Source organism: Mycobacterium sp. 1274761.0, from assembly GCF_001668615.1.
Classification (GTDB): Bacteria; Actinomycetota; Actinomycetes; order Mycobacteriales; family Mycobacteriaceae; genus Mycobacterium.
Genome location: NZ_LZMC01000057.1, coordinates 52287 through 71935, shown reverse-complemented (window position 1 = coordinate 71935; position 19649 = coordinate 52287). Strand labels below are relative to the sequence as shown.

The following is a 19649-nucleotide window of genomic DNA, read 5'->3' as shown; positions in this document are numbered from 1 at the left end:
CATGACTTCTCGCGATGTAGCCGTCGTCGGTTTCGCCCATGCGCCGCATGTGCGCCGCACAGACGGCACCACCAACGGTGTGGAAATGCTGATGCCGTGCTTCCGCCGGCTCTACGAGGAACTCGGCCTGCAGAAGACCGACATCGGCTTCTGGTGCTCCGGTTCGTCGGATTACCTTGCCGGACGCGCCTTCTCGTTCATTTCAGCCATCGACTCGATTGGGGCGGTGCCGCCGATCAACGAGTCACATGTCGAGATGGACGCCGCGTGGGCGCTCTACGAGGCCTACATCAAGATCCTGACCGGCGAGGTCGAGACCGCGTTGGTGTACGGCTTTGGCAAATCGTCGGCGGGCACGCTGCGACGGGTGCTCGCGTTGCAGACCGACCCGTACACCGTCGCACCGCTGTGGCCCGATTCGGTGTCGATGGCCGGACTGCAGGCGCGCTTCGGCCTCGATGCGGGCAAGTGGACCGCCGAACAGATGGCCCAGGTCGCGCTGGACTCGTTCGCGGTCGCGCAGCGCACCGACTCCGAAAAGCCGGCGAAAAGCGTAGATGAGCTGCTCGCGCGGCCATACTTCGCAGAACCGTTGCGGCGCCATGACATTGCGCCGATCACCGACGGCGCTGCGGCGATCGTCCTGGCCGCCGGCGACAAAGCTCGCGAGCTGCGGGAGAACCCTGCGTGGATCGCCGGCATCGAGCACCGCATCGAAACACCCGTGCTCGGCGCTCGCGATCTGACCACCTCACCGTCGACGGAGGCGTCGGCCAGGGTAGCCACCGACGGTGACCCTGGGTCGATCGAGGTCGCCGAGATTTACGCCCCGTTCACCCATCAGCACCTGATCCTGACCGAGGCGATCGGCCTGCCGTCCTCGACGAAGGTCAACCCGTCGGGTGGGGTGCTGGCGGCTAATCCGATGTTCTCGGCCGGGCTCGAGCGAATCGGCTTCGCCGCCCAGCACATCTTCGACGGCTCGGCGAGCCGCGTGTTGGCCCATGCCACCAGCGGCCCTGCGCTGCAACAGAATCTCGTCGCAGTGATGGAGGCGAAGTGAGCAAGAGGCTGGCCGCAGTTCTCGGTACGGGGCAGACAAAGTACGTCGCCAAGCGCAAGGACGTCTCGATGAACGGCCTGGTGCGCGAGGCCATCGATAAGGCGCTCGCGGATTCGGGGTCAACGTTCGACGACATCGACGCCGTCGTCGTCGGTAAGGCGCCCGACTTCTTCGAGGGCGTGATGATGCCCGAGCTGTTCATGGCCGACGCCGTCGGCGCGACGGGCAAGCCGCTGATCCGCGTGCACACAGCCGGTTCGGTGGGCGGGTCCACCGCGATCGTGGCCGCCAGCCTGGTGCAGTCGGGCAAGTACAGACGCGTGCTGACGATGGCGTGGGAGAAGCAGTCCGAGTCGAATGCCATGTGGGCGTTGAGCATTCCGGTACCGTTCACCAAACCGGTGGGCGCGGGCGCCGGCGGCTACTTCGCGCCCCACGTGCGCGCGTACATCCGCCGCTCCGGCGCACCGACGCACATCGGGGCGATGGTGGCGGTCAAGGACCGGCACAACGGCGCAAAGAACCCGCTGGCGCACCTGCATCAGCCGGACATCACCGTCGAGAAGGTGATGGAGTCACCGATGCTGTGGGACCCCATCCGCTACGACGAGACCTGCCCCTCCTCAGACGGTGCGGCCGCGATGGTGATCGGCGACGAGGAGAGCGCCGACGCCCGCGTCGCCGCGGGCGAACCCGTCGCGTGGGTGCACGCCACAGCGTTGCGCACGGAACCCCTGGCGTACGCCGGACGCGACCAGGTCAATCCACAAGCCAGCCGGGATGCGGCCGCCGCGCTGTGGAAGGCGGCGGGAATTAAGAGCCCCATCGACGAGATCGACGTGGGGGAGGTCTATGTGCCGTTCTCCTGGTACGAGCCGATGTGGCTCGAGAGCCTCGGCTTCGCGCCCGAGGGCGAGGGCTGGAAGCTCACCGAGGCGGGTGAAACCGCGATCGGAGGCCGGATACCGTTCAATCCGTCCGGAGGCGTGCTGAGCAGCAATCCCATTGGGGCCTCGGGAATGATCCGCTTCGCCGAGTCGGCAATTCAGGTGATGGGCAAGGCCGGTGCACACCAGGTCCAGGGCGCGCGTAAGGCGTTGGGCCACGCCTACGGCGGCGGGGCGCAGTACTACTCGATGTGGGTCGTCGGTTCTGACAAGCCGGAAGCCGAATGATGCAGTACACGGTCAGCATCGCGTTCAGCCCGCTGGACCAGCTGATCGAGATCGCCAAGGCGGCCGAGGAACTCGGCTTCGACAATATCGCGCTGCCGGATTCGATCTTCTATTTCGAGAAGCAGTCCGTCGACTATCCCTACACCGCAGACGGCAAGCGGATGTTCGACGAGAACTCGCCGTGGGTCGATCCGTTGATCCTTGCGGGCGCGTTGGGAGCGGTGACCTCAAAGCTGCGGTTCTACACCAACGTAATGAAGCTCGGCTCGCGCCACCCGCTGCTGTTGGCCCGTCAGGTCGGTTCGGTGGCGAACCTGACGAACAACCGCTTCGGCTTTGGTGTCGGTATCGGTTGGGCACCCGAGGAATTCGAGTGGTGCGGAGTTCCCTTCGCCAAGCGGGGCAAGCGCGTCGATGAGATGATCGATGTCATCAAGCTGGTACTGGCCGGCGGCATGGTCGAACACCACGGCGAGTTCTACGATTTCGATCGCTTGCAGATGAGCCCGGCGCCCTCGGAGCCGGTGCCGTTCTATGTCGGCGGCCACACCGATGTTGCACTCAAGCGTGCGGTGCGTATCGGCGATGGCTGGACGAGTGCGATGATGACGTGCGACCAACTGGCCGAGACCATCTCGAAGCTCAAGAGAATGCTGGCCGAGGCGGGCCGCGCCGATGACCCCTTCGAGTACCAGGCCGTCTGCATCGACAGGTTCGGTGTCGACGGCCACCGCGACTTGGCCGAGGTCGGTGTCACCGACTACATCGGGATTCCCTGGGTGTTCGATGGTTTGCCCTTCGACGCGCCATTGGACAAGAAGATCGACTCGATGAAGCGATTCGCCGACACCTACATCCACTCGGGGTGGCAGCAGTGAGTGAGTCGCCGGTTCACCTGGCCGGCAAGCGCTCCCGCGAGGCGGCGGCGGCCCGCGACAAGGAAGCCTGGTTGGCGGTGTTCGCCGACGACGCCATCGTCGAAGACCCCATCGGCCCGTCGCACTTCGATCCGGAAGGCAAGGGACACAAGGGCAAAGACGCGATCGCGAAGTTCTACGACATGGCGATCGCACCGAGCGAGCTGACGTTCAACTTCGAGAAGACCTATCAGTGCGGCAACGAGGAAGCCAACGTCGGCAACATCGTGATCCGTTCGGCCGGATATGAGGTCGTCGCCGAAGGCGTGTTCACCTACCGGGTGAACGACGAAGGCAAGATCACCGCTCTGCGGGCCTACTGGGAACTTGACGCCGCCACCAAGAGCGCTCGCAAGCTCTAGGGCGTTCCCGGTTCGGTGATCTCACGCAACCCGGCGGCGTAGCGCCGCGCCAGGTCCTGATAGGCGCCGGGATTGGTGTCTATCCACATTTGTGCGCCGGTGCCCGCGACCGGGCCCCGGATCTTCGCGGGCGCACCGGCGGCGACTACTTCGTCGGGGATCTTCGTGCCGCCGACCACCAAAGAGTGCGCGGCGATGAGGCTGCGTGCGCCGATCACCGCGCCGTCGAGCACCGTGGAGTGGTTGGCGATGACGGCCTCGGAGCCGATGTGGACGCCGTGGATCACGCAGCTGTGGGCGACGGTTGCGCCGGGACCGACGTCGACCGGAATGCCTGGGGGAGCGTGCAGCACGCTGCAGTCCTGTACGTTGGCGCCCTCGCGGACGATGATGGGGGCGAAGTCGGCGCGGAGTACCGCGTTGAACCACACCGACGCGCCCGCTTCGACATGGACGTCACCGATGAGGGTGGCGGTGGGGGCGATGAAGGCACCGGGAACGACCCGCGGCGATCGTCCCTCAAACGTGAACAGCGGCATTCGTCTAGATATACCGCAGGTAGATGGCGCTTATGTTGCGCAGGCAACGGGAAAAACTGTAACGTGTTCTAGTTAGAGAGCAAGGACGGGAGGCGCGAAGTGACGGCTGACACGGCTCACAGCGGCGTTCGCGAAATCGACACCGGCACGCTGCCAGACCGGTACGCGCGCGGTTGGCACTGCCTCGGCCCGGTCAAGGACTACCTCGACGGCAAGCCGCATGGGATTGAGATCTTCGGCACCATGCTGGTGGTGTTCGCCGACTCACACGGCGACATCAATATTCTCGATGGCTACTGCAGGCACATGGGCGGCAACCTCGCCCAGGGCACCATCAAGGGCGACGAGGTGGCCTGCCCGTTCCACGACTGGCGCTGGGGCGGCGACGGCAAGTGCAAGCTGGTGCCCTACGCCAAGCGCACTCCGCGGCTGGCCCGCACCCGTGCGTGGCACACCGATGTCCGCGGCGGCCTGCTGTTCGTGTGGCACGACCACGAAGGCAATCCACCGCAGCCCGAGGTGCGCATCCCCGACATCCCGGAGTTCGCCGACGACGGGTGGACCGACTGGCGCTGGAACTCGATGCTCATCGAGGGCTCCAACTGCCGCGAGATCATCGACAACGTTACCGATATGGCTCACTTCTTCTACATCCATTTCGGGTTGCCGACGTATTTCAAGAACGTCTTCGAAGGCCATATCGCATCGCAGTACCTGCACAACGTCGGCAGGCCCGACGTCAACGATCTGGGCACCTCCTACGGTGAGGCGCATCTGGATTCGGAGGCCAGCTATTTCGGACCGTCATTCATGATCAACTGGTTGCACAACAACTACGGCGGGTTCAAGGCCGAATCGATTCTGATCAACTGCCACTATCCCGTCACGCAGGACTCGTTCGTGTTGCAGTGGGGCGTCATCGTCGAGAAGCCAAAGGGGCTCGACGAGAAGACCACCGAGAAGCTCGCCTCGACGTTCACCGACGGCGTCAGCAAGGGCTTCCTGCAGGACGTCGAGATCTGGAAACACAAGACACGCATCGACAATCCGCTGCTAGTCGAGGAGGACGGCGCGGTGTATCAGATGCGGCGCTGGTATCAGCAGTTTTACGTAGATGTCGCCGACGTCACCGCTGATATGACCGACCGCTTCGAGATCGAGGTGGACACCACGGCGGCCAACGAGAAGTGGCACGTCGAGGTGGAGGAGAACCTCAAGCAGCAGGCGGAACAGAAGGAAAAGGCCGAGCAGGCCGCCAAATAGGTCCGTCATGAGTGCGCGCGACGAGCGAGACACACCGGACGTCGACCGCCTGGCACAGTCGATGCTGGCCCTCCACGGTGCGCACGACGACGACCACGATCACGGCGGCGACGGCGTAGCGGGCGGTGGCGGGTCATGGTCGAAGGCACCGAATTTCGCATCTGATCCCGACCGGGCGGCGGCGGTCCGCGAGGCAACCCAGCGGGACCGTGAGCGCTATCTGAACTCCGGGCTGGTGTCGATCGATTGCCGGTTCTGCCACGTGTCGGTCAGCGTCAAGAAACTCGGGCCTGCGCATACGTCGGTGCAGTGGAATTCGGACGCGGCGCAGCGGTGTGCGTTCTTCGCCGAACTGCGGGAGTCCGGCGGTGAACCTGCTCGCGCGCGCGCCTGCCCGAAGCTGGCCGACAGCATCAAACACGCTGTCGCCGAAGGGGTTCTGGAGGAGATCTCCACCGCCCCCTCGCCCGGCGACGGCTGACCTCTCTGCGCGAGCAGACGCAAACGCATCACTGCTATCGGCGTGTCGCGTGCACTTGCGTCTGCTCGCGACTTGGTGTGGGCCCACGCGCTAGGAACTACAGCCCTTTGAAGCGCTCCTTGACGGCTTCAACCGTCAGCCCGTAGTCCTCCAGCGAGTAGGTATGCTTCGGCGCGCGTGGCCCCTGCTTGCTCTGCTCGTCGCTCGCCTGCATGGCAGCGCGGGCCTCTTCGGTCATCTCGATTCCGAAATGGGTGTAGATCGCCTCGACGGTACCGATCGGGTCCCTGATCAAGTCGAAGTAGTCCATGTCGTAGAACTGGGCCGGATCATGTTTGACCCGTTCGGCGGTGAACAATCGCAGGCCGCGTGACCACGTCTCCATCGCGTCCTGCCCGAGCAGTTCCCCGCTGAAGATGTGCGACCAGCCGGCGGTGGTGTGCTGCGCCAGCGAGCACATGGACGCCATGATCGTCTCCACCGGCCGATGGCACTGCACCACCAGCGCGTCCGGGTAGGCGGTCATCAACGCGTCAAGGGCGAAGAGATGACTGGGGTTCTTCAGCACCCAGCGCTTTCCGGCATCGTTGAGGCCGATCAGCTGAAGGTTCTTGCGATGACGCTGGTACGGCTTGGTCCAGTCCTGCCGCGACAGCCATTGCGAGTAGGTGGGAAGGTGGGCCAACGTCTCGTAGGACACCGAATGCAGCGACTGCCGAAGCAGCTGCCAGCATTCCTCGACTTCGTCGGCTGTCATGAAGTGCAGCCCGGTGTAGTCCGGGTTTTCCTCGTGCGCCTGCTTGAACCGGGCATCAAGCTCACGAAAAACCGGGTTCTGCGACCAGGTTTCGCGCGGTGGCCGCGGTTGGGGGAACTCGGCGAGCCACAGCTCGAGCCCTTGGTGCCGTGGGTCGGAGCTCATCAGCCGGTGAAGCGCCGTGGTTCCCGTGCGCGGCAGACCCGTGACGAAAATCGGCCGTTCGATCGCGACCTCCACATGCTGCGGATACTGCTTCCACGCCGCCTCCGACATCAGCCGGGCGACAAGCGCATTCCGGACGAAGAAGCGGTTCATCTTGCTGCCGATCTCGGTCAGGTCGGCGTCGCGACGGTAGGACTCGAGCAGCACGGCGAGTGCTTCGAGATAGTTGTCATCGTTCGAGCCGAAGTCGTCGAGCCCACACGCCTTCGTCGCCGAGGCGAGCAGGTCGTCGACCGAACCCGGGTCCGTGCGTGGGCTCATCAGGCCTTGTACTCCCCGCAGTTCACGTCGAGAGCCTGGCCGGTGATGCCGGTGGACAGATCGCTGGCCATGAACAGGATTGCCGAGGCCACTTCGTCCTCCGTCGGCAGCCGCTTTAGATCACTGTTCACCGCGGCCGCGTCGTAGATCTCGTCGACGGTGGTGCCGTACTTGCCGGCCTGATGTTCGAAGTAGGACTTCAGTGTGCCGCCCCAGATGTAGCCCGGCAGAACAGAGTTCACACGGATACCCTGTTCCCCGAGCTCGGTGGCCAGCGATTGGGACATGGCCAGCAGCGCGGATTTCGCCATCTTGTAGGCGCCGTACTTGGCCTGCGAGTGGCGGACCACCATCGAGTTCACGTTGACCACGGAGCCGTTCGACTCCGCAAGCGCCGGTGTGAAGCCCTGGATCATCCGCAGCGCGCCGAACACCGTCAACTCGATCGCATCGCGCATGTGCTCGAAGGTGGTGTCGGCCAGCGGTTTCATCGACGGCACGCGGAACGCGTTGTTGATCAGCACGTCCACTCTGCCGTACGCCTTGAGCGTCTCGTCGACGAGGTGGTCGACCTGCGCCTGGTCGGTGATGTCGGTGCCGACGGACACGGCCCGCCTTCCGAGATCGGTGACCTGCTTGGCCACGTCGTCGAGGCGTTCGACGGTTCTGGCCGCCAACACCAAGTCCGCACCGGCTTCAGCGCAACGCCGCGCCAACGTGGTACCCAGCGCCGGGCCGACCCCGCTGATGACGACGACTTTGTCTTTGAGCAGTTCGGCTGTCATGTTTACGCCACCATCCTGTCGCCGATCTGCTTCTGGCGCAGCGCGATCCGTGCCCGCCATGCCTCGTCAGAGATCTTGTTGGATTCGTAGTACGGCAGTGTGGCGGCCACCTTATCGATGTTGAGCAGCTCGACGGTGGGACCGTCGGCCTCGGTGAGCTCGCGTGACAACCGCTGCCAGCGGAATTGCAGGTAACCTCTCGTGTGCCCCAGCGTCTCCACCCAGTTGGTTACGCCCGGGTTCGCATCGGACACCACGTAGCGGATCTTGCCGTCCGGATCTGCCTGCGCCTGAGTGCCGTTCAGTGAGGTCTGGTGGTTGATGTAGTCCAGCGAGATGTACCAGAGGCTGCCCAGCTGGAAACCCAGATACGGCGCATCGCTCACCGGCAGCGTGATCACCAGCGCCTCATCGGGTTTGAGGTTGAAATGACCCACCGACGAATACTGGGTGGCCAGGCCGCCCGGTGTCAGGCGCGGTGCCACCATCGTGTTCACCGGCAGCGAGTCGTAGAACCATTGCGGGAACTGCAGCCACGTTTTCACCCGCTGCACCAGTTGCTTTCCCGCCACTGCATAGCGCTTCTCGATCAGCTCCCTGGTCAACGGAGGCGGCGCGGTGCCTGCGGTGTCGGTCCTGGCGATGCTGATGTAGCCGCGCCGCGCCGACCAGTCGTTGTAAACCTCACGAATAAGTAACTGCGACGGGCTGTTTGGCGTGATCCGCCACTCGAATGTGCCGTCGGCTGCGATGTCGAGTTCACGGTCGTCGAACGCGGCCTGGCTGACGGGCACGTTGTCGTCGGTGTACTCGCCCCCGAGTATCTGGAAGCTCAGATCGGTGGTGGTGCCCCGCTTGCCGGTGACGACATACTCGTGGCCTGGCTGCACACGGGTGCCGAAGTAGAGCGTGTCGGGGTTGTCCAGACCCATCTTCGTGAAGGGCCCGGTGCCCGACTGCAGAAACGGATGGTCGCGCTCGTAGTCGAACGCCAAGTGGGTGCATCCGGCGATGCATCCGGCGAGATACTGCAGGCCTTCAAGGAGGTCGGCCTCGGATTCAATGAACGGCGCGGAGGCGACCAAGCGCTCCGCCTCTGCGATCGCGTCGGCCAACGGTTGGGAGTACACCCCTAAAAACTAGAACGTGTTCTCATTGCCGTCAACGCTGTGCTCCGAGAATCTGTTCGATATTTGGAACAGCACGGTACATTTCTGACATGGTGAGCGCACCGGGACGCGAATCGCCCCCGACCGAACGAGTGGTCGCCGTCCTCGACTTCCTCGCCCGACATCCCCACGAGCGGTTCGGGGTTTCGGAGCTGTCCCGGCGGCTCGGCCTGTCCAAGCCCACCTGCCTGGGCATCGTCACCACCCTGACCGACAGCGACTATCTGGTGCGCGATCCCCGGACGAAGTCCTACCGCCTGGGACCTGCGCTCATCGCGCTCGGGCACACCGCGCAGGAATCCCTACGGGTCGACCCTGCCGCGCGGGCGGACCTGCGGAGGCTGTCGGCGCTCACCGGCACCACCACCGCGCTGTCGGCGGTGATCGACGACCGCATCACGGTGCTGGAGCTGGTCGGGCCGCCGGGCGCTGACGTCGGCGTCCGCGTCGGGCAGAGCTATCCGTTCGCCCCGCCGGTCGGCTTGATGTACGTGCTCTGGGACGATGCCGCCCTGCGTGACTGGCTGGCCAAGGAGCCCACGATTCCGCTGCGCACCGACAGTGAACGCCTAGACCGCGTAGTCGACGAATGCCGTTGCACCGGCTACCTCGTCGAACGCCTCACCCCGGGCGGCAGGCGGCTGTACGCGCTGATGGCGGGGGTGTCGAACAGGCTGCCCGACGAATTACAGGCCCTGCTCGGTGAGTTGGTCGCCGACATCGGCGAGCGCGTCCACCTACGGTCGGAGCACCCGGTAGGCAGCAGGCAACGCCATGACATCAGCGTGATCTCGGCGCCGGTGTTCGACCACCACCACCGTCAGGTGATGGTGGTGTCACTTCAGATCGGACGCGCGCTCAGCGATGCCGAGATCACCAAGCGAGCCCGCGCGTTAACCGGTACCGCCGAGGTGCTCACCAGCAGGCTCGGCGGTACCAAACCGACGTTCGACGTAGATGTCGAGCATGGTCAGCGCGTCGGCAGGCGCTAAACGGGACCGAGCTTTTCGCCGCTGTCGAGCATGCTGAGCAGGTATTGCCCGTAGCCGGACTTCACCAGAAGTTCGGCACGTTCCCTCAACTCGTCGTCGGTGACATAGCCCAGCCGCCACGCCACTTCCTCCGGCACGCCGATCTTGAGGCCTTGCCGCTCCTCGATCGTTCGGACGTAGTTGCTGGCGTCGAGCAACGAGTCGAAGGTGCCCGTGTCGAGCCAGGCGGTGCCCCGCGGGAGCACCTCGACCGAGAGCCGGCCCTGCTCGAGGTAGGCACGGTTGACGTCGGTGATCTCGAGTTCCCCACGGTCGGAGGGCGTGAGATTGGCCGCGATCTCGAGGACGTCGTTGTCGTAGAAGTACAACCCCGGCACCGCGTACGGGGAGCGCGGGGATTTCGGCTTCTCTTCCAAGGAAACCGCGCGAAAGTGCTCGTCGAACTCGACGACGCCGTAGGCGGTGGGGTTGGCGACGCGGTAGGCGAAGATGGTGCCGCCGTCGATGTCGCCGAACCGGCCCAGCTGTGTTCCCAGGCCCGGGCCGTAAAAGATGTTGTCGCCCAACGCAAGTGCGGCTGAGTCGTTGCCGATGTGGTCACGCCCGATGATGAAGGCCTGGGCCAGACCGTCGGGTGAGGGTTGCACGGCATAGGTGATCGAGATGCCGAATTGGTGACCGTCTCCGAGCAGCCTGACGAAGGCCCCGACGTCCGCCGGTGTCGTGATGACGAGGACGTCGCGGATACCCGCGAGCATCAACGTCGACAACGGGTAATAGACCATCGGCTTGTCGAATACGGGCAGCAACTGCTTGCTGGTGCCCAAGGTGATCGGATGCAGCCGAGATCCTGTTCCCCCCGCCAGGATGATTCCGCGCACGAAGAAGATTGTGCCAAACCACGCTCGGCAGCCATCGGCCAATGGCGCAACAGCGCTAGCGGGAGAGCTTCTCGCCGTCTTGTTCGCGCTTGATCTCCAGCGCGATATCGATGAGCTGGTCCTCCTGCCCACCGATCAGCTTGCGCTGACCGGCGCGGTGCAGCAGCTGGTGGGCCGGCACACCGTAGCGTTCGGACTGTCGGATGGCGTGCTTGAGGAAGCTGGAGTACACCCCGGAATACCCCATGATCAGCGCGTTGCGGTCGAGCAGGCATTCGGCGGGCATCGCGGGTGCGACAACCTCTTCGGCGGCATCGGCGATATCGAAGAAGTCGATGCCGGTCTTCACACCGATCTTGTCGAACACCCCGATCAGCGCCTCGACGGGGGCATTGCCCGCGCCCGCGCCGAACCGCCGGCACGAGCCGTCGATCTGTTTGGCCCCTGCCCGAACGGCCTCGATGCTGTTGGCGACGCCGAGGCCCAGGTTCTCGTGGCCATGAAAACCAACCTGAGCATCCGATCCCAATTCGGCGACCAACGCGGCGACGCGGTCGCGCACGCCCTCGAGCACCAGCGCACCTGCGGAGTCCACGACGTAGACGCACTGGCAGCCGGCGTCGGCCATGATCCGCGCCTGCTGGGCCAGCTTCTCCGGCGGGATCGTGTGGCTCATCATCAGGAAGCCGACGGTCTCCAGGCCCAGCTCGCGGGCCAGACCGAAGTGTTGGATGGAAACGTCGGCCTCGGTGCAGTGGGTGGCGATGCGGCAGATGGAGCCGCCGTTGTTCTGCGCCTCCTTGATGTCCTCCTTGGTGCCCACTCCGGGCAGCATCAGGAAGGCGATCTTCGCGTCCTTGGCGGTCTCGGCCGCGAGCTTGATCAGTTCCTGCTCGGGCGTCTTGGAGAAGCCGTAGTTGAAGCTCGACCCGCCGAGCCCGTCACCGTGGGTCACCTCGATGACCGGCACGCCCGCAGCATCGAGTGCAGCGACAATCGCGTGCACTTCGTCCTTGGTGAACTGGTGGCGCTTGTGGTGGCTGCCATCGCGCAGCGACGTGTCCGTCATCCGGACATCCCAGAACGGGTCGAAGTAGATGCCGTCGACTCCGCCTATGCGCGATCCGCTGCGCTCCTCGCTGATGCTCATGCTTGGCCACCTCCTGCGGTCGCCGACAACGACTCCTTGGCGATCTCCTCGCCGACCTTGGTCGCCGCGGCGGTCATGATGTCCAGGTTTCCAGCGTAAGGCGGCAGATAGTCGCCCGCACCCTCCACCTCGATGAATGTGGTGACGACGTGGTTGCCGCCGTTGACCACCGACGGCTCGTCGAACTGCGGATCGTTGAGCAACCGGTAGCCCGGCACATAGGTCTGCACCTCGGCGACCACATCGCGGATCGACTGGGCGATCGCGTCCTGGTCGGCGTCTTCAGGAATCGCGCAGAAGATCGTGTCTCGCATGATCATCGGCGGGTCCGCCGGGTTGAGGATGATGATCGCCTTGCCGCGCTGGGCGCCGCCGATCGTCTCCACGCTCTTGCTAGTGGTCTTGGTGAACTCGTCGATGTTGGCCCGGGTGCCCGGGCCCGCCGACACCGACGCCACCGAGGCGACGATCTCGGCATACGGCACGTCAACGACGCGGGACACCGCGTAGACGATCGGGATCGTCGCCTGCCCGCCGCAGGTGATCATGTTGACGTTCGGCGCGTCGAGGTGCTCGCGCAGGTTCGCGGGCGGGATCACCGCCGGACCCACGGCGGCAGGCGTCAGATCGATCGCCCGGATTCCGGCCTCGGCGTAGCGCGGCGCGGCGTCGCGGTGCACGTAGGCGCTGGTCGCCTCGAACAGTAGGTCGGGTTTTTCGTCCAGGCTCAGCAGCCAGTCCGCGCCCTCGGCGCTGGTCTCCAGGCCCAGCTTGCGGGCCCGCGCCAGACCCTCACTCTCGGGGTCGATACCGACCATCCAACGCGGCTCCAGCCATTCCGACCGCAGCAGTTTGTACAGCAGGTCGGTGCTGATGTTGCCGGATCCGACGATGGCGACGGATGCCTTATCAGGCATGTAGAGCTCCTTACTCGAACGACAGGCGGACCGATCCCAGCCCGTCGAAGTCGGCGACGAAATCGTCTCCCGGGGTGACATCGAAGGCTTTCGTGAACGAGCCGGGCAGCACGATGTCACCAGCCTTCAGCCGCACGCCGAAGCTGTCCACCTTGCGGGCCAGCCACGCCACCGCGGTCACCGGATTCCCCAGCACGGCGTCGCTGCGACCTTTGGCGACGACCTCGCCGTTGCGGGTCAGTACGGCATCGATGTTCTGGATGTCGATGTCTTTGGGCGACACCCTCGCCTCACCGAGGACCCAGCCGGCCGAGGACGCGTTGTCGGCGATGGTGTCGCACAGCCCGATCTTCCAGTCCCTGATGCGGGTGTCGATGAGCTCGATCGCCGGCGCGAATGCGGCGGTCGCAGCCAGCACGTCATCCTCGGTGCAGCCCTCCCCCGGCAGGTCGGCGGCGAGCACGAAACCGACCTCGACCTCGACCCGCGGGGACAGGTACTTCACTGTGGCCACCGGACGGTCTTCGAACACTTGCATGTCGTCGAGCAGGTGGCCGTAGTCCGGCTCGTCGACGTTCATCATCTTCTGCATGGCCTCCGAGGACAGGCCGACCTTGTGGCCCACGACGCGGGCGCCCTCCGCAACCCGCTGGCGGATGTTGATCAGCTGGATCTCGTAGGCGTCGACCACATCGATATCGGGGTTACCACTGGTCAGCGGGTCGATCGCGACCCTACTGCGCTCGGCCTCGGCGAGGTCGGCGGCGAGCGCTTCGCGCACCTGGACAGTGAGCATCAGGCGAATTCCCCTCGTGTTGTCCGACCGGCGCAGTTGTTCGGCGGCCGGGCAATTCTATAACGTGTTCTACATGACAGGACAGGGGTGCCGGGAGTTCGATGTAGTCGTGGTGGGAAGCGGCGCAGCCGGCATGGTTGCTGCCCTGGCCGCCGCTCATCAAGGCCTCTCAACAGTAGTGCTGGAGAAGGCCCCGCATTACGGCGGTTCGACGGCCCGGTCCGGAGGCGGAGTGTGGATCCCGAACAACGAGGTGCTCAAGCGCGCCGGGGTCACCGACACCCCCGAAGCCGCGCGCACCTACCTCCACCACATCATCGGCGACGTCGTCGAACCCGAGCGCATCGACACCTACCTCGACCGCGGACCGGAGATGCTGTCGTTCGTGCTGAAGCACACGCCGCTGAAGATGTGCTGGGTCCCCGGCTACTCCGACTACTACCCGGAGTCACCCGGTGGAAGGCCGGGCGGTCGCTCGATCGAGCCGAAGCCGTTCAACGCGAAGAAGCTCGGGGCAGACCTGGCAGGCCTCGAACCGCCGTACGGCAAGGTTCCGCTCAATGTCGTTGTGATGCAGCAGGATTATGTACGCCTGAACATGCTCAAGCGTCATCCGCGCGGCGTGCTGCGCAGCCTCAAGGTGGGCGCGCGCACCGTGTGGGCCAAGGCCACCGGCAAGAACCTGGTCGGCATGGGCCGAGCGTTGATCGCGCCGTTGCGGATCGGCCTACAGGAGGCCGGGGTGCCGGTGCGGCTCAACACCGCGATGACCGATCTCTACGTCGAGGGCGGTGTGGTGCGCGGTGTCTATGTTCGCGACACCACCGCACCGGAAACGGCTGAGCCCGAACTGATCCGGGCACGCCGCGGCGTGATCCTGGGCTCGGGCGGGTTCGAGCACAACGAGCAGATGCGGGTGAAGTACCAGCGGGCCCCGATCACCACGGAGTGGACCGTCGGCGCCAAGGCCAACACCGGCGACGGCATCCTCGCCGGCGAGAAGCTCGGCGCCGCGCTGGACATCATGGAGGACGCGTGGTGGGGGCCGACGGTGCCGCTTGTCGGCGCGCCGTGGTTCGCATTGTCCGAGCGCAACTCGCCAGGGTCGATCATCGTGAACATGTCGGGCAAGCGGTTTATGAACGAGTCGATGCCGTATGTCGAGGCGTGCCACCACATGTACGGCGGTGAGTACGGCCAAGGCCCCGGGCCGGGTGAGAACATTCCGGCGTGGCTGATCTTCGACCAGCAGTACCGTGACCGCTACATCTTCGCGGGATTGCAGCCGGGACAGCGCATTCCGCGCAAGTGGCTGGAATCCGGCGTAATCGTCACGGCCGACACTCTGGATGAGCTCGCGGCGAAGGCGGGTCTGCCGGCAGATGCACTCTCCGCGACGGTCAAGCGGTTCAACGGCTTCGCGCGTAGCGGTGTGGACGAGGACTTCCATCGCGGCGAGAGCGCCTACGACCGCTATTACGGCGACCCGACCAACAAGCCGAATCCGAACCTGGGTGAGATCAGCCACGCACCGTACTATGCGGCGAAGATGGTGCCCGGTGACTTGGGCACCAAGGGCGGCATCCGCACCGATGTGCATGCGCGGGCGCTGCGTGACGACGGCTCAGTGATCGAGGGGCTCTACGCCGCGGGCAATGTCAGCGCTCCGGTGATGGGTCACACGTATCCGGGGCCCGGCGGCACGATCGGCCCGGCAATGGCGTTCGGGTATCTTGCAGCGCTGCACATTGCCGGAGCCGCTCGGCCGGCGACATCGAGCATCGGGAAGGCCTGATATGCCGATCAACCTTGACGAAGCGCTCGGAGCCGAGCTGGATCCGGTCGAATTCTCTTGGAGCAGTAGCGATATCCAGCTGTACCACCTGGCGCTCGGCGCCGGCCAGGACCCCCTGGACAAGCGCGAGTTGCGGTACCTCGTCGACGACACCCCACAAGTGTTGCCGACGTTCGGCAATGTGGCCGCGAGCTTTCACGACACCAAGGCGCCGACGGTTAAGTTCCCCGGCATCGACATCGAGTTGAGCAAGGTGTTGCACGCCAGCGAGGCGGTGACGGCGCCCGGGCCCATCCCGCCGTCGGGCACCGGTGTGGCGGTGACGAAGTTCACCGACATCTGGGACAAGGGCAAGGCCGCGGTGATCTGGTCGGAGACGACGGTGAAGACGCCGGACGGGACGCCGTTGTGGACGCAGAAGCGGTCGATCTTCGCCCGTGGCGAGGGCGGTTTCGGCGGGGAGCGTGGATCCTCTGGGTCTTCCTCGTCCTCGGACCACACGCAGCGGGCGCCCGACTTCGAGTTGTCGATCGCAACGTCGCCGCAGCAGGCACTGCTCTACCGGATGTGCGGGGACCGCAACCCGCTGCACTCCGATCCGAAATTCGCCTCGGCCGCAGGGTTTCCGAAGCCTATTCTGCACGGGCTGTGCACCTACGGCATGACGTGTAAGGCTTTGGTCGACGCGCTGCTCGACGGCGACACGTCCCGGGTCGGGTCCTACGGCGCGCGCTTTGCGGGCGTGGTGTTCCCGGGCGAGACGCTGAAGGCGAGCGTGTGGAAGGAAGGGGACGGCTTTCGTGCCGTCGTCACCGCACCGTCACGCGACGACGCGGTGGCGCTAGCCGGTGTGGAGCTGACGCCGGTCTAGCTTTTCCGGATGATGAAGGTGAGGTTGTTGTGCTGCCACGCAAGGGCGCCTGAGGAAAGAGCCGACACTCCCCTGACATATGCCCGAATCAGCCGGGTTTTCGCGCCGTTGCCCTGGATGTAGGCGGTATGCCCGAACTCCTCGAGAACTGTGCATCCACGCTGTTCGCAGAAGTCGCGGATTCCCTTGCGCGAGACGACCGGCGCATGGAACGTGGGATAGGGCGCATGACCGGGCTTTCCGGCGTCGCGGTATCCGACGACGTGCCGGTAATACGCGACGTGGACGCTGAACGGAGTGTTCCGAGCGGTCCAGCCCTGCACCGAGTCCCGGTCCGGAATCCGGAGCAGGAGAAGCCCACCCGGCTTCAAGCCGTTGATCATGTTGTCGAGCGCAGTTTCAGCGTCATCGATGTGCTCGAGAACGTAAGAGCTGAAGATGACGTCGTAGCGTCCTGTTTCGATGGTTCCCGCCACGCTCAGGTCAGCGACGATCGCCTCGTCTAGGTCGCCCTCGATGGTTATCCGGCTGTTCAGAGCGTCGGCGTCGAGGTCGATGCCCGTCAGCCGGTAGTCGACCCCGTCCAGATCCAAACTCCACCGACGTCCACAGCCCGCCTCGAGGATCTCCAACGGTCCGTCCAGCCGCTTGATGGCCGATGACAAGATGGCATCGTCGTCTTCCCAGCTACCCACGTGTTTGATGGCTGATTTCTGACTCATCTGGAACCTTTCCTGGTCACCTTGGCGACTCCGCGCGCGCAGAGGTCCCGTATGGAGCGGTAGAGCTCCGGGCAGATGATCCGAAGCGCGCCGACATATACGAGCCCGTAGAGCACGCATTCGACAACCACCCACGAAAGGCCCGGCAGGACCGAATAGCTGTCGGATCTCACGACCAGTCGCTCCATCGGCCACAGCACGACGAGTGCCAGCACCGCCGAGATCGAAGCCGGCATCAGACACGAGCAGGTTTCCCGCCGGGATGCTCCGACCACGCGCCGGGCCAGCTCGAGGTTGACCACTGCGAGCACAAGACAAGTCACCGATATCGCGATGCCGACACCCACGAGGCCCGCAGGCACCAGCACGATGATCAGAGGCAGCCCGACTCCGAGCGAGATCGCAGGCGACCAGTTCAGCAATCCAGAACGACCGGCGCCCTTGATCGCCTCCCAGCACACCGAATTCAGTGCCGCACCAAGGCCGATTCCCATCATCGCGGCTGTCGCAGAGCCGGCCGGACGCCAGTCGGAGCCGAGCATCAACACGACGACCGGCTCACCGACGACAACCATCAATGTACCGATCGGAACAGCGGCAAACCAGATCCAGCCTAGCGCCCGCAGGAAGGCGTGCCGGAATCGGATGTCGTCGTGGGCGATTCGCGAGAAGGCGGGATAGAGGACGTGGGAACAGATGGTGACGAGAGCCAATGACGGGAGCGAGGCGATGCGATAGGCATACCTGAACTGTCCCAGCTCACCCGTGCCGAGGACACGGCCCACGATCATCTGCTCGAAGACCTCCCGCGAGCGTTCCGCGAGGGCGTCCAGCAACACGGGCAATGAGAACCCGGCCATCTCCCGCCAGACGCGTGTCGAGAATCGTCCCCGGAACGGCAACCACTTGGCCATCCACCAGCTGAGAACCAGCCCAGTGACCGCTGCCGCATACCAGCCGATGACCATGGCCCAAGCGCCGAAACCTCTGATCGCAAACAGTATCGCGACACCAGCAAGAACGATCGATACCGCGGGCGTGACCACGATCTGGCGTTTGAACTGAAACGAGCGCTGCATCAACGCATCTGGAACGCTTGCCAAGACGTGAAGGACCATCAGACCTGATGATGCGGCGGCGATCACGCCGACCCTCGAACTGTGGAACAACACGCCGATCAACGGTGATGCCGCTAGCACGGCGAGGCTGCCCAGCAGTCCCGTCGCAAAGCTGACCACCAGTGCGGTGTTGGCGGCGTCTTCGACATCGTTCTCACGCTGTATGAGAGCTTGTCCCATCGCACCTTGGGAGAACGTGACCAAGAATCCGATCAAAACCGTGCCGGCCATGAAGATGCCGACTTCCTGCGGTCCCAAGATACGGCCTACGACTACCGTCTGAACCACGGAGGCGACCTGGGCGATGGCCAGTCCCGCCGCGGACATCGCCGCTCCACGTTTGAGCACCCCAGCCAGACTGGCGGTGGTTTCAGTCATGGGAGACACCCACGCGCGATCGCAGCGACATCCGATACTTCGCTCGCATGGCCGCTTGGGTCAGGCGGTTCCTGACGGGATAGATCGAAAGACATACCCCTGGGCTGAGATACAACCCGCCGACGGCGATCGCGGCACGAAACGTGCGCTGATGACGAAAAGCGTCGCGAGCCGAGATGCGAGCGGTATGCGTGTTGCCGGCCAAGAGTGCCAACCTGGCCCTGCGTAACGCCCGCCGATAGCGCAGACGACGGAGCATCCCCGTTCTGGCGATGGCGCGCTCAGACAGGCCGTGCTCCTTGCCGGCGGACCAGTACGCGCGTTCCATGCGATCCTCGAACGCCTCGATAGTCGTCTTGTCGTTGGACAGCGAACCTTCCCTCGTGCGTGCTCGTATCAGCGCATCAGGGAGGATTCGGATGTCTCGACCGCTCGACGCGAGCCGCAACCACAAGGCGATATCGGGTTCGGAGTCCGCGGCTGCCGCATAACCGCCCACGCTGTCCCAGGCCTGACGGCGAACCACGCCAACATAGTTGGGCACACCTTCATCAAGCAGTTCGATGAAGGAGACCGGCCGCGCCGGGTCGGGCTTGGTTCTCCGCCCGATCGAAGCAAAGTATTCGCCGGGTGGTTGTCCATCGTCGGGATCGCGGAACAGGATTGCGCTGCAGCCCACTGCATCGATGCCGCCGTCCGCGTCGATGAGAGCACCGATCCGCTCGCAATACCGGGGATCGATCGTATCGTCACTGTCGAGCACACAAAGGTATCTGCCGACGGCGACGGCCGCCGCCGCGCTCACCCCACCGACATATCCCTTGTTCTCCTGCCGGATCAAGGTGATCCGCGGATCGGATGTGTATCGATTCACCGCCTGAGCCATCTGGTCGGAGTTGCCGTTGTCGACGACGATCAACTGCCAATCGGGCCGTGTCTGGCTCAGTACCGATTCGATAGTCTCTGGAACATACTGCTCGGTCTCGTACGCCGTCGTCAGGAAGCTGACGAAAGGCCTGTCAGTCATGTCTG

Annotated in this window: 20 protein-coding genes; 9 read left to right on the top strand and 11 right to left on the bottom strand. The window is 64.6% G+C overall.

Annotated elements, in window-relative coordinates; translation table 11 throughout:
• Position 1 precedes the first annotated feature (1 nt).
• Genes A5651_RS10925 through A5651_RS10910 form a run of 4 tightly spaced genes read left to right on the top strand, consistent with a single transcriptional unit; the run spans position 2 to position 3517 of the window.
• Positions 2–1063 carry a thiolase domain-containing protein gene (locus A5651_RS10925; RefSeq protein ID WP_066979627.1) on the top strand — a complete coding sequence of 354 codons (1062 nt, stop codon included), beginning with the start codon at positions 2–4 and terminating at the stop codon, positions 1061–1063.
• Complete coding sequence (locus tag A5651_RS10920; RefSeq protein ID WP_066979625.1) at positions 1060–2238, top strand: thiolase domain-containing protein; 1179 nt, start codon at positions 1060–1062, stop codon at positions 2236–2238. Before A5651_RS10925 ends, A5651_RS10920 begins: the two co-directional genes overlap by 4 nt.
• The gene (locus A5651_RS10915; RefSeq protein ID WP_066979959.1) at positions 2238–3116 is read left to right on the top strand and encodes a TIGR03619 family F420-dependent LLM class oxidoreductase; all 879 of its coding nucleotides are present in this window, start codon (positions 2238–2240) and stop codon (positions 3114–3116) included. The genes A5651_RS10920 and A5651_RS10915 overlap by 1 nt, the downstream gene beginning before the upstream one ends.
• Entirely contained in the window at positions 3113–3517 is a 405-nt protein-coding gene (locus tag A5651_RS10910) for a nuclear transport factor 2 family protein (protein WP_066979622.1), read from the top strand. The genes A5651_RS10915 and A5651_RS10910 overlap by 4 nt, the downstream gene beginning before the upstream one ends.
• Here the strand turns inward: A5651_RS10910 and A5651_RS10905 are convergent.
• On the bottom strand, positions 3514–4056 hold the full coding sequence (locus tag A5651_RS10905; protein ID WP_066979617.1) for a gamma carbonic anhydrase family protein: 543 nt from the start codon (positions 4054–4056) through the stop codon (positions 3514–3516). The two genes, A5651_RS10910 and A5651_RS10905, sit on opposite strands and share 4 nt — an antisense overlap.
• 99 nt (positions 4057–4155) lie before the next feature.
• Here A5651_RS10905 and A5651_RS10900 point away from each other — a divergent pair, with 99 nt between their 5' ends.
• A complete protein-coding gene (locus tag A5651_RS10900; RefSeq protein ID WP_066979614.1) occupies positions 4156–5319 on the top strand; it encodes a Rieske 2Fe-2S domain-containing protein in 1164 nt (387 codons plus the stop codon).
• Between the two features lie 7 nt (positions 5320–5326).
• Positions 5327–5800 (top strand): hypothetical protein, encoded by a 474-nt coding sequence (locus tag A5651_RS10895; RefSeq protein WP_066979608.1) that lies wholly within the window; start codon positions 5327–5329, stop codon positions 5798–5800.
• Between the two features lie 97 nt (positions 5801–5897).
• Here the strand turns inward: A5651_RS10895 and A5651_RS10890 are convergent, their stop codons facing one another.
• Genes A5651_RS10890 through A5651_RS10880 form a run of 3 tightly spaced genes read right to left on the bottom strand, consistent with a single transcriptional unit; the run spans position 5898 to position 8958 of the window.
• Entirely contained in the window at positions 5898–7043 is a 1146-nt protein-coding gene (locus A5651_RS10890) for a sulfotransferase (RefSeq protein ID WP_066979605.1), read from the bottom strand.
• Entirely contained in the window at positions 7043–7828 is a 786-nt protein-coding gene (locus tag A5651_RS10885) for an SDR family oxidoreductase (protein ID WP_066979603.1), read from the bottom strand. Before A5651_RS10885 ends, A5651_RS10890 begins: the two co-directional genes overlap by 1 nt.
• 2 nt (positions 7829–7830) lie before the next feature.
• A complete protein-coding gene (locus A5651_RS10880) occupies positions 7831–8958 on the bottom strand; it encodes a hypothetical protein (protein ID WP_066979600.1) in 1128 nt (375 codons plus the stop codon).
• An 89-nt stretch (positions 8959–9047) separates the two neighbouring features.
• On the opposite strand from A5651_RS10880, the gene A5651_RS10875 reads away from it, so the two are divergent.
• Positions 9048–9989 carry an IclR family transcriptional regulator gene (locus A5651_RS10875; protein WP_066979598.1) on the top strand — a complete coding sequence of 314 codons (942 nt, stop codon included), beginning with the start codon at positions 9048–9050 and terminating at the stop codon, positions 9987–9989.
• On the opposite strand, the gene rfbA is transcribed toward A5651_RS10875, so the two are convergent.
• The 4 genes from rfbA to A5651_RS10855 all read right to left on the bottom strand — a co-directional run bounded on the left by rfbA (position 9986) and on the right by A5651_RS10855 (position 13733).
• Entirely contained in the window at positions 9986–10870 is an 885-nt protein-coding gene (gene rfbA / locus A5651_RS10870) for a glucose-1-phosphate thymidylyltransferase RfbA (protein WP_066979591.1), read from the bottom strand. The genes A5651_RS10875 and rfbA overlap by 4 nt on opposite strands.
• A gap of 55 nt (positions 10871–10925) precedes the next feature.
• On the bottom strand, positions 10926–11939 hold the full coding sequence (gene dmpG, locus A5651_RS10865; protein ID WP_197496602.1) for a 4-hydroxy-2-oxovalerate aldolase: 1014 nt from the start codon (positions 11937–11939) through the stop codon (positions 10926–10928).
• 77 nt (positions 11940–12016) lie between these two features.
• Positions 12017–12937 (bottom strand): acetaldehyde dehydrogenase (acetylating), encoded by a 921-nt coding sequence (locus A5651_RS10860; RefSeq protein ID WP_066979585.1) that lies wholly within the window; start codon positions 12935–12937, stop codon positions 12017–12019.
• Between the two features lie 10 nt (positions 12938–12947).
• Entirely contained in the window at positions 12948–13733 is a 786-nt protein-coding gene (locus tag A5651_RS10855) for a 2-keto-4-pentenoate hydratase (protein ID WP_066979582.1), read from the bottom strand.
• A 73-nt stretch (positions 13734–13806) separates the two neighbouring features.
• Between A5651_RS10855 and kstD the strand changes: the two genes are divergently transcribed.
• The gene (gene kstD / locus A5651_RS10850) at positions 13807–15528 is read left to right on the top strand and encodes a 3-oxosteroid 1-dehydrogenase (protein WP_066979956.1); all 1722 of its coding nucleotides are present in this window, start codon (positions 13807–13809) and stop codon (positions 15526–15528) included.
• Between the two features lies 1 nt (position 15529).
• Positions 15530–16399, top strand: a complete 870-nt coding sequence (locus A5651_RS10845; protein ID WP_066979579.1) for a MaoC family dehydratase — start codon at positions 15530–15532, stop codon at positions 16397–16399.
• Here A5651_RS10845 and A5651_RS10840 read toward each other — a convergent pair.
• Genes A5651_RS10840 through A5651_RS10830 form a run of 3 tightly spaced genes read right to left on the bottom strand, consistent with a single transcriptional unit; the run spans position 16396 to position 19644 of the window.
• Complete coding sequence (locus A5651_RS10840) at positions 16396–17121, bottom strand: bifunctional 2-polyprenyl-6-hydroxyphenol methylase/3-demethylubiquinol 3-O-methyltransferase UbiG (RefSeq protein ID WP_066979576.1); 726 nt, start codon at positions 17119–17121, stop codon at positions 16396–16398. The two genes, A5651_RS10845 and A5651_RS10840, sit on opposite strands and share 4 nt — an antisense overlap.
• Positions 17118–18617 carry an oligosaccharide flippase family protein gene (locus tag A5651_RS10835; protein ID WP_082943696.1) on the bottom strand — a complete coding sequence of 500 codons (1500 nt, stop codon included), beginning with the start codon at positions 18615–18617 and terminating at the stop codon, positions 17118–17120. Before A5651_RS10835 ends, A5651_RS10840 begins: the two co-directional genes overlap by 4 nt.
• Positions 18610–19644 carry a glycosyltransferase family 2 protein gene (locus tag A5651_RS10830; protein WP_066979573.1) on the bottom strand — a complete coding sequence of 345 codons (1035 nt, stop codon included), beginning with the start codon at positions 19642–19644 and terminating at the stop codon, positions 18610–18612. The genes A5651_RS10835 and A5651_RS10830 overlap by 8 nt, the downstream gene beginning before the upstream one ends.
• Positions 19645–19649: the final 5 nt, after the last annotated feature.

What these genes read in the sequence shown, in the direction of transcription:
- A5651_RS10925 (WP_066979627.1), top strand. Translation starts at nt 2, where the DNA reads ATGACTTCTCGCGATGTAGCCGTCGTCGGTTTCGCCCATGCGCCGCAT.
- A5651_RS10915 (WP_066979959.1), top strand. Translation starts at nt 2,238, where the DNA reads ATGCAGTACACGGTCAGCATCGCGTTCAGCCCGCTGGACCAGCTGATC.
- A5651_RS10905 (WP_066979617.1), bottom strand. Translation starts at nt 4,056, where the DNA reads ATGCCGCTGTTCACGTTTGAGGGACGATCGCCGCGGGTCGTTCCCGGT.
- A5651_RS10895 (WP_066979608.1), top strand. Translation starts at nt 5,327, where the DNA reads ATGAGTGCGCGCGACGAGCGAGACACACCGGACGTCGACCGCCTGGCA.
- A5651_RS10890 (WP_066979605.1), bottom strand. Translation starts at nt 7,043, where the DNA reads ATGAGCCCACGCACGGACCCGGGTTCGGTCGACGACCTGCTCGCCTCG.
- A5651_RS10885 (WP_066979603.1), bottom strand. Translation starts at nt 7,828, where the DNA reads ATGACAGCCGAACTGCTCAAAGACAAAGTCGTCGTCATCAGCGGGGTC.
- A5651_RS10875 (WP_066979598.1), top strand. Translation starts at nt 9,048, where the DNA reads ATGGTGAGCGCACCGGGACGCGAATCGCCCCCGACCGAACGAGTGGTC.
- dmpG (WP_197496602.1), bottom strand. Translation starts at nt 11,939, where the DNA reads ATGACGGACACGTCGCTGCGCGATGGCAGCCACCACAAGCGCCACCAG.
- A5651_RS10860 (WP_066979585.1), bottom strand. Translation starts at nt 12,937, where the DNA reads ATGCCTGATAAGGCATCCGTCGCCATCGTCGGATCCGGCAACATCAGC.
- A5651_RS10855 (WP_066979582.1), bottom strand. Translation starts at nt 13,733, where the DNA reads ATGCTCACTGTCCAGGTGCGCGAAGCGCTCGCCGCCGACCTCGCCGAG.
- kstD (WP_066979956.1), top strand. Translation starts at nt 13,807, where the DNA reads ATGACAGGACAGGGGTGCCGGGAGTTCGATGTAGTCGTGGTGGGAAGC.
- A5651_RS10845 (WP_066979579.1), top strand. Translation starts at nt 15,530, where the DNA reads ATGCCGATCAACCTTGACGAAGCGCTCGGAGCCGAGCTGGATCCGGTC.
- A5651_RS10840 (WP_066979576.1), bottom strand. Translation starts at nt 17,121, where the DNA reads ATGAGTCAGAAATCAGCCATCAAACACGTGGGTAGCTGGGAAGACGAC.
- A5651_RS10835 (WP_082943696.1), bottom strand. Translation starts at nt 18,617, where the DNA reads ATGACTGAAACCACCGCCAGTCTGGCTGGGGTGCTCAAACGTGGAGCG.
- A5651_RS10830 (WP_066979573.1), bottom strand. Translation starts at nt 19,644, where the DNA reads ATGACTGACAGGCCTTTCGTCAGCTTCCTGACGACGGCGTACGAGACC.